Origin of the sequence: Gottschalkia acidurici 9a, from assembly GCF_000299355.1 — a bacterium.
GTDB lineage: Bacteria > Bacillota > Clostridia > Tissierellales > Gottschalkiaceae > Gottschalkia > Gottschalkia acidurici.
In genome coordinates this window covers 1,036,812-1,048,612 of sequence record NC_018664.1, presented here as the reverse complement: position 1 = coordinate 1,048,612, position 11,801 = coordinate 1,036,812, and the positions used below count along the sequence as shown (strand labels likewise).

Below are 11,801 nucleotides of genomic sequence, written 5' to 3'. Positions count from 1 at the left end.
AAAAACTTACAAAAAAGCTGTTGTTACTTAGTGGCTTTTTTGTAAGTTTTTCATTATAAAGAACTTTTAAGAATGCTTAAGAGTTTATCTAGTCTTTCACTCTGTTCATTATCCAGCATGGGTTTTATTTGCTCTAGTTGACTTAATTTGTTTTTAAATTCATCCGCTCCCAAATCTTCAGATAATTTTTTATTTAACTGCATTATTTCAGAAAAAATTTCATCTTGTGATTTTTCAGAATAATTATCTGCTAAATTCTTTAACTGATCTAATTGCTCCTCATTAGGATTCACAGCATTTTTTATTTGTTCTAAAGCTTTTTCTACTTCCTTTTTATTTTCACTCAAATATACCACTCCCTTATTGATAGAATATTAGATACTTATGTTTCAATTAAGTCATATATTACTTTATTTACCTACTAAATTATAATAGATAATAGGATGCTTTTTTCATAATAATGTTCTCCTTGGAATAAACAAACTAATATTTTTACTTTTCATTGATTTTTCACTATTAGTAATATATTCGCCTCCATCTTTAATACTATATATAGTATAAATTCCTTTAATAATATATTTAACTAAATTTAAAGTAACATTATGTCTTTGAGTTTCATAGTATATTATATATTTTGTTTCAGGAGGTGTAAGCGAGTCTAATGAAAAATAATAATTTTTTAGTTTTTATTCCTTTATTACTTTTAGGTTCTACTGTTGCAAAACCCCCAGGAGATCGAAGAGCTAATATAGGTGCTTCTATTAGTAATTTCGTAAATGAGATCTCAAAATCTTTAACTATAGATGATATAAATCATTCTGTAGATACTCTAAGAAAAATAGGTCCATATCTTCCGGAGCCTTATGTAGAAAAAGTTAACTCTCTTGTTTTTAATTTCGATAAAATGAATAAAGTAGCCGAATTAGCTGAGTTCTTATCTAGTAATCAACCTAGTAATTCAGTAATAACTGCTCAAAATGTTTCATCTAAAGAAAGATTTAATCGTATATTGCTAACATTAAAAGATGATATACCTGATGATAAAATCAAAAATATAAGGCCACTTGTAGATTTAGTAGCAAATTTTGATAAATATAAAGGTATGGTAGGTATTATGTCTTCATTGAGTAATCAATCTGAGAAGCCAGAAGATAAGATGGAAAATATGATGAATATGGTTATGCCATTGCTAGGACAAAATGAAGAGTCTGCTAGTAAAGTTAAGGATATGATGAAGGTTTTTCAAACATTAGCTAGTGCATCCTCAGAAAATAAATCTAACAATGATGATGATGAAGATTAGGCAGAATATTTTACATAATAATCTATATAGCTATTCTTTATATGACTTACAAATAAAAGATCACTCTATTTTTAAACTGAAAAAATAGAGTGATCTTTTATTTCATTAATTACTTTTTAGACTAAGGTTGTTCAGTATGATCATTTCCTAAGTAGTGTAGTTTTGTCTTTATAACTATAATACTGTTATTTTTATTATGATCGATTTCTATATCACTTGGTCTTCCGTCGTCTTGACGATAAACTAGATATTGTTTCAATAAGTCAAGAGCTGAATCTTTATCAACTTCATCATATAAACCAAAAAAATCTCTTTCAGATACTTCTAGCGTCAATTGATATAAGCCATCTTTATCTCTACTTCTTGTTTCTCTTATATCGTTAAGCATACAGTATCACTCCTTACTTAGTTTATTTTTATATCTCTATTATTATAAACTAATCTACTAAAAGTATGTTAACTGTAACTTTTTTATATCTCTTTTTCTCTTGCTATATTTATAACATTTTTCATATCTTTTGGTAGACCAGCCTTTACTTCTTTATGTTCCCCATTTCTAGGTACTTTAAACTTCAAATAATAAGAATGTAGTGCTTGTCTATCTATAAGATTACTTTCAGTGTTATAAAGTGAGTCTCCTACTATAGCATGACCTATATGACTTAAGTGGACTCTTATTTGATGAGTTCTTCCAGTTTCTATCTTTACATCTAAAAGAGTAGTATTTTTATATCTTTCTACTACTTTATATCTAGTTATACATCTTTTACCGTCCTCTCTTACAATTCTTTTTATTGAATCTTCACCTTCTCTTTCTATAGGTAAATCTATTGTATCTTCATCTTTTTCCACTATGCCATCTACTAGAGCCATGTATCTTTTTTCAACTGTATCTTCTTGAAATTGTTTAGACATTTGCTGATGACCAAATGAATTTTTAGCAATAACTAGAACTCCTGATGTATTCATATCTAATCTATTTACAAATCTGACTTTTTTCTTTATATTTTTTTCTTTAAAATAATATGCCATTCCATTTAATATAGTTCCATATGGATGTCCTTTAGTTGGATGAACTACTATATTAGGCTCCTTATTTATAATAACTAAATCCAGATCTTCATATATTATATCTATTGGTATATCTGGATCTGGTATATTTATATCTTCCTCATCTGGTATTATTATCGTTATTATATCTCCTTTTTTAGCTTTTTGATTTCTATTAACCTTTTCACCGTTCAAAAATACTGACTTGTTTCTCACTAGTTTTGTAAAAAGCCTACTTGATATATCAAATTCCTTTTTTAAAATCTCTTCTACTTTTAAATCATCTATATTTGCCTTAAAAGATATTATACTTTCTGTCTCTTGAAAATAATTCATTATTTTATTCTCCTCTATAGTTATGCAATTATATATTTATTTTCACCATCATTTATTTTAACATATTACAAATAAAAAAATCCCCATAGAATTATTTTCTATAGAGATTTTTTATAATATTTATTTTTAAGATTTTTTACTTTAAAGGTACTTCTATTAAAGTCTCTCCCTCTGAATCCCATTCATAGATTTCATCTAAATTCTCAGATACGTAATATAAGCTTAAGATACCTGCTTCTTGTGAATCATTTTCGTAAATACCAAATAAGTAATATGTTTTTCCCTCTATTTCTTCTGCCTCTTCGAAAATCATAATTGCTTCTTCTGAGTAATTTTCTGATATTGCACTTTCTAGTACTAAAGCTGCTTTCTCTACTTCCTCAGGTATTTCATATTCTGAAGATATATTTACTGTTTTAGTATTACCATCCCATTCAACTAAAAATCCTAATTCCTCACTTATAAATCTTATAGGCACCATTGTTCTTCCATCTATCATTTTAGGCGCAACTTCCATTGTTCCTACTTCTCCGTTTACATCATACTCTTTACTATCTATTTTCATTTTTACGCTAGCACCTAGTTCAGTAAAGTCTAATTTTACTTCTTTTGTTTCAGCATTCCATTCAACTTTAGCTCCAAGATTTTCACTAACTACTCTTATCGGAACAAGTGTTCTTCCATCAATTACTACAGGATTTACATCTGTGTTTATAGTGTTTCCATCTATAACTATTGTAATTTTATCGCTTTGAGCAAATGAAACGCTAGAGCCTATTACTAATAACATAAGTATAACTGATAATATCTTTTTCATATAAAGATTCCCCCAATCGTATTTTTCTAAATTTTTAGTATAAAATGCTATCAATATATTCTAGTATTGTTTTGTTTTTTATTTTTTTCTTACTTCTATGTTACTTCATCAACATTATATTTTCATCGTAGCATGTATAGATATTTTTTATGTAGTTTATTCTATAGTACTCCTCCCTTAGCTAGAATTTTCTTAGATTTATGAGCACAATAATAGAAAATATATTTGCATTTATACCCAACTCAGTATATTCTTCATATTTAATGCTTTATCCTTTATTTCTTTTAAAAAATTACATAGCTTCCATCACAATGGAAGCTATGTATATATTCAAATTATTTTATTCACTTTTATTCACTTTGGAATCTATATCTTTTAATAAGTTCTCATCATAATTGCCAAACCAATCATTTAGTTTTGTTCTTGCTTTTTGTTTTACTTCATCATCTATATACATAGCTACTGTTATAATCGCTGCTATTAATACTCCTAAGTCATCTGTGTATCCAGCTACTGGAGTTATATCTATTATTGCATCTATTGGTGAAATAAAGTATCCTAAAGCTCCCATTATTGTTGCTTTAGCTTTCTTAGGTGTAGAAGATTTTTGTAAAGTATAGAATAGTAATAGTACTGCATATATTACAGAAATACCAGCTTTTTTAGTTGTTTTTATTATTTTTTGAAATAGTGAGTCTTCTGAAAATTCTTTTGAATAGTTCATAGTTCTTTCCTCCTAAAGTTAAATTATATTTTAACCATGTAATTAAAATTATACTCTAGATACTCAACTCTTAACAAATTCTAAATATTAACTACTATTAAACTAATATCCTATTTAAACTAGTTTTAACCTTATGGACTAGTATTATTGTTCCTCAATTTAGTATATAATAATATTATATTATTTCTTGTTTGTTTAAAGATCTTAGGGGGGATTTCAAATTGGAAGAGACAAATAAAAAAAGAATAATAAACATTATACATAATAATGACATGCCTTCAACCAAAGCATTTAAGTCTTTACATGATAAACTTTCTCGTAAAGATTATGAAATATATGAGGGATTCAATCCTGATGCTATATTGAACATATGTATAGGAGGAGATGGAGCTTTTCTAAGAACAGTTCATAGGTACCACTTTCCAGATATACCTTTCATAGGTGTGAATACTGGACACTTAGGATTTTTTCAAGAGATTTCTCCTGATAACTTAGATAAATTCGTGGATAAGTTTTGTGCTGAAGAATACAATATAGAAGAAATTTCACTCATACAAGCTGATATTTGTACTAGAGATGCTTGCATAACACTAAATGGTATTAATGAGATTGTTATAAAAGCAATAGAGTCTAGAGTCATACATCTAAATATTTATATTGATAACGAGCATTTTGAAAAAGTCAGTGGAGATGGTGTTATAATATCTACCCCTATTGGTAGTACAGCTTATAATTACTCTTGCGGTGGAAGTGTTATAAGTCCTTCTTTAAATGTACTTCAACTTACTCCAATAGCCCCTATAAACTCTAAGTCCTATAGATGTTTAAATAATAGCTTAATAATACCTAAAGATACGCCCATAGTATTTAGCCCTGAATATAGAGATGAAAACTCTGTTCTCATCATAGTAGATGGAAAACAATTTACATATGATAATATATCTGAAATAAGCTTTAGCTTTTCTGAAAAGACTTTAAAAAGACTTACTTTAAATAAAAAGAATTTTTGGGCTAATGTAAGAGACAAATTCTTATAATATTAATTTTATTTTCACACTGAAATTATATATATTATAAACTTATACTCATAATACAAGTAAAGGTTGAACATAATTTTCTTACTATGTTCAACCTTTATATTTAATTAATATAAAATTTTATCTTATATTAAGCTTTCCATCTCCTCTATAAGTTCTCCAAATAGTTTTAAAGCTCTTTCTACTGGTTCCTTGGTAGTCATATCTACTCCCGCTTTTTTAAGAGTTTCTATAGCATATTCTGAACTTCCGCTTTTTAAGAATCCTTTATATTTATCGACTGCACTCTCTCCTTCTTCTAATATCTTTTGAGAGAAGTCTATTGCAGCAGAAAACCCTGTTGCATATTGAAACACATAAAAATTGTAATAGAAGTGTGGTATTCTTGCCCACTCTACATCTATTTCATCATCTACTATAATATCTTTTCCATAGTACTTTTTATTTAGTTCCTTATACATTTCACTTAAATTGTCTGCTGTTAAAGCCCCTCCATTTTCAACTTCTCTATGTATGTCTCTTTCAAATTCTGCAAACATAGTTTGTCTGAAAATAGTTCCTCTAAACTGTTCTAAGTAATGGTTTAATAAGAAAAGTTTCTCTTCTTTTTTAGTTGTATTTTTAAGCATATAGTCTATTAGCAAAGCTTCATTAGTTGTAGAGGCTATTTCTGCTAAGAATATACTATATCCACCATATATATGAGGTTGATTAGTTTTAGAGTAGTAACTATGCATTGAATGTCCCATTTCATGAGCAAGCGTAAATACATTGTCTAATGTATCATGATAATTTAATAGTATAAAAGGATCTGAGTCGTAAGTACCCCAAGAGTATGCTCCGCTTCGCTTTCCTCTATTCTCATATACGTCTATCCATCTTGAATTGAATCCAGTGTTAACTATATCTGTATAATCTTTTCCTAGTGGAGTCAATCCCTTTAATACTATCTCTTTTGCTTCCTCATAAGGTATCTTCATATCTACCTCTTTTATAATTGGAGTATATAAATCATACATATGTAATTCATCTATTTCCAGTAGCCTTTTTCTTATACTTACGTATTTATGCATGAGATTAAGATTTTCATTTACTACATCTATTAGATTATCATAAACTGATGTATTTATATTATTTTCATCTAAAGAACTTTCTAGCGCTGAATCATAGTTTCTAACTTTGGCATGAAATATATTCTTTTTCACTTCACTATTTAAAGAAGTTGCAAATGTGTTTCTAAAACTATTATATGCTCCATAAAGACCTTTAAAAGCTTCTTCTCTTACTTTTCTATTTTTATTCTCCATTAATGGTATGAAATTTCCATGAGTTATCTCTATTTCTACACCATCCTCATTCTTTATAGCTGGAAACTTCATATCAGCATTATTAAGCATTGAGTATATGCTTTCAGGCGCACTTGATAACTCTCCCATTTGTGCTATTATAGATTCTTGCTCTTGTGATAGTATATGTTCCCTTTGTCTTAGTATCTCATTTATATAGTGTTCGTATATTTTTAAGTCACTTTCATTTTTTATATACTGCTTAAGCTTTTGTTCTTCTATTAATAATATCTCTGGAACTATAAAAGACACACTCTCTTCAATTTCAACTGAAGTACTAGACGCTCTGTCACTTAAAGTCTGATATTTACTATCAGTAGTATTCTCATCTAATCTCATTTTAGCGTAAGTATATAAATTTTCTATTATTCTGCTTATTTCATCTTTCAAGTTTAAAGTTTTTAATAAGCTTTCTGAACTATCCCCTATTTTTCCTTTAAATAAAGCTATTTCTTTAGACATTTCCTTTAGTTTTTTTATATCTTCTTCCCACTTTTCATCACTCTCATATAGCGATTTTAAGTTCCATTTATATTCTTCATTTATATCTTTTCTTTCTTTAACTAAATTATTATTTTCTGACAATAATATCATCTCCTTTTGTTTGCTATATATATTTTATCCTATAGTTCATAATTATAACACTATGAGGTAATTAAATTTTACTTTAACTTCAATAAAAATAGATATAGAGTATGTATTTTAAACATTTACTCTATATCTATAGTAATAATAATTTATGAAATTGTTCTTATTTTAATAGAATACTCTTACAAACTTTATTGAATATAAGTCTGCGACTACATGATCATCTGTCTCTGGTTCTCTTAATACTATGTGATCTATGCCTACCTCTAGTAACGTTCCTTCTCTATCCATAAGCATATTAGTTCCCAGAATAAACTCTACTTTTACGTATCTACCTATGATAGATCTTAAGTACCCCTGTATATAGTCCCTACTCCTTACAACCGGTGGTTCTTCTGGCTCAATTGGTTGAACAGGCTGCATAGGTGGTTGAAAAGGTTGCATAGGTGGCTGAAAAGGCTGCATAGGTGGTTGAAAAGGCTCAACAGGTCTACCAGGTCTATATGGTCTTGATGGCGATGACGGTGGTGGCATCGGCATAGATGGCGGCATTGGTACCGTTGGTTGCATCATCCCTTCAAAATCATAATATAATGGCTCAATATAAAAATCTTCAAAATTCATTTAATTTTTACCTCCTTATTTTTGGCTTTCTTTAAGTACTACTATATAGTTCTGTTGGATCATAAAAACAATGTTGTATTATCCTTGAGTTAAACTGACCACTTCCATTATACGGAAATACTGGTGGGCATGTAGGTACAAAAGGATTCATATACCATAAACATCTTCCTATATTCCATAACTTATTTCCAGCTAATGCCCAATCTGCTATCTGATAGTGTAAATCAGTTGGACGCATTGCCCAAATAGTTTGTGGGTTAGCTACTCCTCGTATGGTAGTTCTAACACAGTCAAATTGTCCTTCTTGAGTAATTACTCTTCTTAAGCTCCCCTGGTTAACCCTTTGATATTCTCCATCTGGTACATGTACCCTGTTCATTATTACAGTTGCTACTGCCTTCATCCCAGTTTCTCCTTCTCCTCCAGCTTCACATTGTATAACTCTAGCAAATAACTCCCTATCTGAAAAAGACAACATAACACCCCCTATCAACTGGATAATACTAATATATTATTAAATTTCTTTTTTGCTACTAATTTTTAAATTTTAAAAATAAAAAGGTTATCTGTTAAAAACTGATGATAATATCAGCCTTCAAGATAACCTTTTTTAAATACTATTATAATTTATTCTATTTTAATGTATTTAGTGCTTCTATGAAGAGATCTCTAGCTATAGGTGCTGCTGCACTTCCTCCAGTACTGCCACTATTCTCCAATACAACTGAAATAGCTAACTCGGGATCATCTGCTGGAGCAAATCCTATAAACCATGCATGTGATTTATCTGTTTCATTTTCAGCTGTACCAGTCTTACCTGCAACTTTCACATTTCTTATACTAGCATTTTTACCAGTACCACTACTTACTACCTTAACCATCATATCTTTTAATTGTTGAGATACTTCAGGTGTAGTAACTGTTGAAAGTGTTTTTGTATAGTTTTCTGTTAATATTTTTCCTTCTGGTGATTCAACTTGCTTTACTAAAATAGGTTTAACCATTTCTCCATTATTAGCTATTGCTGATGCAACCATAGCCATATTTAGAGGTGTAACTAATGTTTTCCCTTGTCCTATTGCTGTCACACCCAATTCTGTATCATCCATTCTCTTTTTTGAAAATACTGAGTTAGACACTTTTAGATCAAATGGTATTTCTTTATTTAACATATATTTTTCAGATACTTCTCTTAGTTTTTCTTTTCCTAACTGAACTCCCATCTGTCCAAACGCAACATTACATGATTTTACTAAAGCACCTTCTAAATCTAGTCTACCATGAGCTGTCTTATCATAGTCGTTCAGCGTATATCCATTTATTTTAACAGATCCTTTACAGTCATAGTTTGTGTTTATTCCTGGATTCTCTAAAGCTGCTGTTGCAGTTATAACTTTAAATATAGATCCTGGGGCATACAGTCCCATAGTTGATCTATTTAGAAGATATCCATCTTCACTTTCTACAATGTTTTTCCAATCTTCTCTTAAACTAGATGGATTAAATACTGGATTACTTGCCATAGCATAGATTTCTCCAGTCTTAGGATTCATAAGAACTATAGAACCTTTTTTTCCACCTAATAAATCATATGCTTTTTTTTGTAGTCTATTATCTATAGTTAAGACTAAATTGTTTCCGTGCTTTTCTTTACCACTTTTTATAATGTCTTTTAATTCTTCTATTGGATTTGTATCTCTTAAGTCAAGTAATTCTTCATTATAAGTAGACTCTAATCCAGCTTTTCCATATTCTCTATAACTATATCCAATTACATGTCCATACAACGAACCATAGTTATAATGTCTTACTTGAGTATCTCCCTCTTTCTGACTATATGCTAACACTGTATCATTTCTATCTGATATTGTTCCTCTTACTATCTTTTCTTCACCTAGCCATTTTCTTTTATTGTATGAATGTTCCTGTACTTTTTCTGCTTTCACTAGCTGAAAGTAACTTAAATATACTATTAAACTTATAAACAAACCACTTAATAAAACTAATACTCTAATTATTCTTTTGGACTCTATGTTCATGTTCATCCTCCTGTTCTAATTCAATATCTTCAGAAGCCACCTGCAGTATTGCTAGTGAGATGAAACTTGACACTAAAGAACTTCCCCCATAACTTATAAATGGAAGTGTTATACCTGTTAATGGGATCATTTTTACAACTCCGCCTAAAATTATAAACGCTTGAAAACCTATAGTAGCGGTAATTCCCAGTGACATAATCCTATAAAATTTATTTTCTTGTTGAAGAGTTATTTTTATTCCTCTATATACAATTATCATAAATAGCATGATTATAGCTATTCCCGCAAATACACCCATTTCTTCGCATATTGCTGAGAATATAAAGTCAGTATGAACTTCTGGTATAAACTCTGGATGTCCTAAACCTATTCCTGTCCCGAAAAATCCACCTGATGCAATGGCAAATAATGATTGAGTAATTTGATATCCTCTATCAGCTATATCTTTCCAAGGATTTATCCATATATCTACTCTCAATCTAACGTGACTAAAAAACATATAGCCTATTACCGCCATAAATATTGCCCCTACTAAATTAATCAAAATTAGCTTTCTATCTTCTTCATAAACATAAAACAGTGCATTAAATACTAAAAAGAATAGTAACGCTATACCTAATTCTCTCTGTAAAAATAAAAAACCTATATATGCATATGCTATAGCCATAAAGATCAGGGTAGTTTTACTTCCATACTTTTTAATATATTCTTCTCTATGATGATAGTAAGATGCTATAAAGAAAATATAAAGTATTTTAGTAAGCTCTAATGGTTGAAAAACAAAGCCACCAATAGATAACCAGTTAAGGGCTCCACCTGTTCGTGTTCCAAATATAAGTGTACTTAAATATAACAACAAAGAAGATATTATATAGAATTTAATATACCTATCCCATTTTTTTATCTTTTTAAAAATAAAATAAGTAATATAAAATGCAGCTATACTTATTCCAAATAAAAATATTTGTCTAATTCCACGAGCTGGATTTATTCTATATATCATTATAATACCAATACTTGAAAGCATTGATGTTATCAAGAAAAGATAATTATCACCATCTGAAACTTTATGCAGTATAAAATTAGATGCATACATAATAATCATAAATATTACTATAGATATTATTAAGTTTTGTTCTACTGTTTCCTTATAAAATAATAGTAATATTAGTGCTAATGTATTGATTATTACTAGTAGACCTTGTGGTGTTCTTGTTGCTAATTTTCCTATCATACATAACACACTCCTTAGTCTCTATATACAAATAGAAATTCTATTTGTCCTAATTTAATTCTATCTCCATTTTTTAACCTTATCACATCTAATACTTTTTCATTATTTAGATATGTACCATTGGCACTATTTAAATCTTCTAAAAAATATTCATTTTCGTCTAATATAATTCTGGCATGTTCCTTTGATATATAAGGATCTCTAAGAACTATATCATTTTGATTTCCTCTTCCTATGCTTACTTCTTGACATAAAACATACTCTTCTTTTACTTTATAAGGAATTGTTTCTTTTCTGTTTATAAGCTTAAGATAGCTAGTTCCATCACCTTCCAGAGAGTACATACTTTTAATATCTAAGTAAATAAGTCTAATAATTCCAAGCATAAAAAGGTATATAAGTAGTATAAAAACATACCTGAATATTAAAGATAGCACATTAAACATATTATCACCACCAAGCTAAAAAGTTTATTTTCATCACACTCTATTATACCACTTTTCTTATGATAAAATATATTACATTATAGTTAAGCAATATTCAACTAAAAAACCTATATTTCATATAATAGCATTTATATTACCTTTATATTATTCCTATTATTTCCTATACCATACTATTATTATAATTATGTTATTTATATGTACTTTGAAGTATTTTTATCTTTTTATACGTCTTACTACTATAGTGATGAAAAGGAGGT

The 11,801-nt window shown here is 28.8% G+C and carries 13 protein-coding genes; 2 read left to right on the top strand and 11 right to left on the bottom strand.

Going from position 1 to position 11,801, the window contains the following annotated elements:
- Window positions 1-53: 53 nt before the first annotated feature.
- Complete coding sequence (locus tag CURI_RS04910; RefSeq protein WP_014967124.1) at window positions 54-347, bottom strand: hypothetical protein; 294 nt, start codon at window positions 345-347, stop codon at window positions 54-56.
- Between the two features lie 314 nt (window positions 348-661).
- Here CURI_RS04910 and CURI_RS04905 point away from each other — a divergent pair, with 314 nt between their 5' ends.
- On the top strand, window positions 662-1,303 hold the full coding sequence (locus CURI_RS04905) for a hypothetical protein (protein ID WP_014967123.1): 642 nt from the start codon (window positions 662-664) through the stop codon (window positions 1,301-1,303).
- A 121-nt stretch (window positions 1,304-1,424) separates the two neighbouring features.
- Here the strand turns inward: CURI_RS04905 and CURI_RS04900 are convergent, their stop codons facing one another.
- From CURI_RS04900 to CURI_RS04885, 4 genes are all read right to left on the bottom strand, one after another.
- Complete coding sequence (locus CURI_RS04900; protein ID WP_014967122.1) at window positions 1,425-1,691, bottom strand: hypothetical protein; 267 nt, start codon at window positions 1,689-1,691, stop codon at window positions 1,425-1,427.
- An 83-nt stretch (window positions 1,692-1,774) separates the two neighbouring features.
- Window positions 1,775-2,689, bottom strand: coding sequence for an RluA family pseudouridine synthase (locus CURI_RS04895; protein ID WP_014967121.1), 915 nt, complete (start codon window positions 2,687-2,689; stop codon window positions 1,775-1,777).
- A 136-nt stretch (window positions 2,690-2,825) separates the two neighbouring features.
- A complete protein-coding gene (locus CURI_RS14960; protein WP_014967120.1) occupies window positions 2,826-3,506 on the bottom strand; it encodes a stalk domain-containing protein in 681 nt (226 codons plus the stop codon).
- A 340-nt stretch (window positions 3,507-3,846) separates the two neighbouring features.
- Entirely contained in the window at window positions 3,847-4,230 is a 384-nt protein-coding gene (locus CURI_RS04885; protein ID WP_014967119.1) for a YkvA family protein, read from the bottom strand.
- Between the two features lie 221 nt (window positions 4,231-4,451).
- Between CURI_RS04885 and CURI_RS04880 the strand changes: the two genes are divergently transcribed.
- Window positions 4,452-5,267 carry an NAD(+)/NADH kinase gene (locus tag CURI_RS04880; RefSeq protein ID WP_014967118.1) on the top strand — a complete coding sequence of 272 codons (816 nt, stop codon included), beginning with the start codon at window positions 4,452-4,454 and terminating at the stop codon, window positions 5,265-5,267.
- A 125-nt stretch (window positions 5,268-5,392) separates the two neighbouring features.
- Here CURI_RS04880 and pepF read toward each other — a convergent pair whose 3' ends face one another.
- From pepF to CURI_RS04850, 6 genes are all read right to left on the bottom strand, one after another.
- A complete protein-coding gene (gene pepF / locus CURI_RS04875) occupies window positions 5,393-7,207 on the bottom strand; it encodes an oligoendopeptidase F (RefSeq protein WP_144276000.1) in 1,815 nt (604 codons plus the stop codon).
- A 162-nt stretch (window positions 7,208-7,369) separates the two neighbouring features.
- Complete coding sequence (locus CURI_RS14955) at window positions 7,370-7,825, bottom strand: hypothetical protein (RefSeq protein WP_014967116.1); 456 nt, start codon at window positions 7,823-7,825, stop codon at window positions 7,370-7,372.
- Window positions 7,826-7,856: 31 nt separating this feature from the next.
- Entirely contained in the window at window positions 7,857-8,303 is a 447-nt protein-coding gene (locus CURI_RS04865; protein ID WP_014967115.1) for a cell wall hydrolase, read from the bottom strand.
- Between the two features lie 154 nt (window positions 8,304-8,457).
- The gene (locus CURI_RS04860) at window positions 8,458-9,864 is read right to left on the bottom strand and encodes a peptidoglycan D,D-transpeptidase FtsI family protein (protein WP_014967114.1); all 1,407 of its coding nucleotides are present in this window, start codon (window positions 9,862-9,864) and stop codon (window positions 8,458-8,460) included.
- Window positions 9,836-11,098, bottom strand: coding sequence for an FtsW/RodA/SpoVE family cell cycle protein (locus tag CURI_RS04855; RefSeq protein WP_014967113.1), 1,263 nt, complete (start codon window positions 11,096-11,098; stop codon window positions 9,836-9,838). Before CURI_RS04855 ends, CURI_RS04860 begins: the two co-directional genes overlap by 29 nt.
- A 14-nt stretch (window positions 11,099-11,112) precedes the next feature.
- On the bottom strand, window positions 11,113-11,544 hold the full coding sequence (locus tag CURI_RS04850) for an FHA domain-containing protein (RefSeq protein ID WP_014967112.1): 432 nt from the start codon (window positions 11,542-11,544) through the stop codon (window positions 11,113-11,115).
- Between the last annotated feature and the right edge of the window lie 257 nt (window positions 11,545-11,801).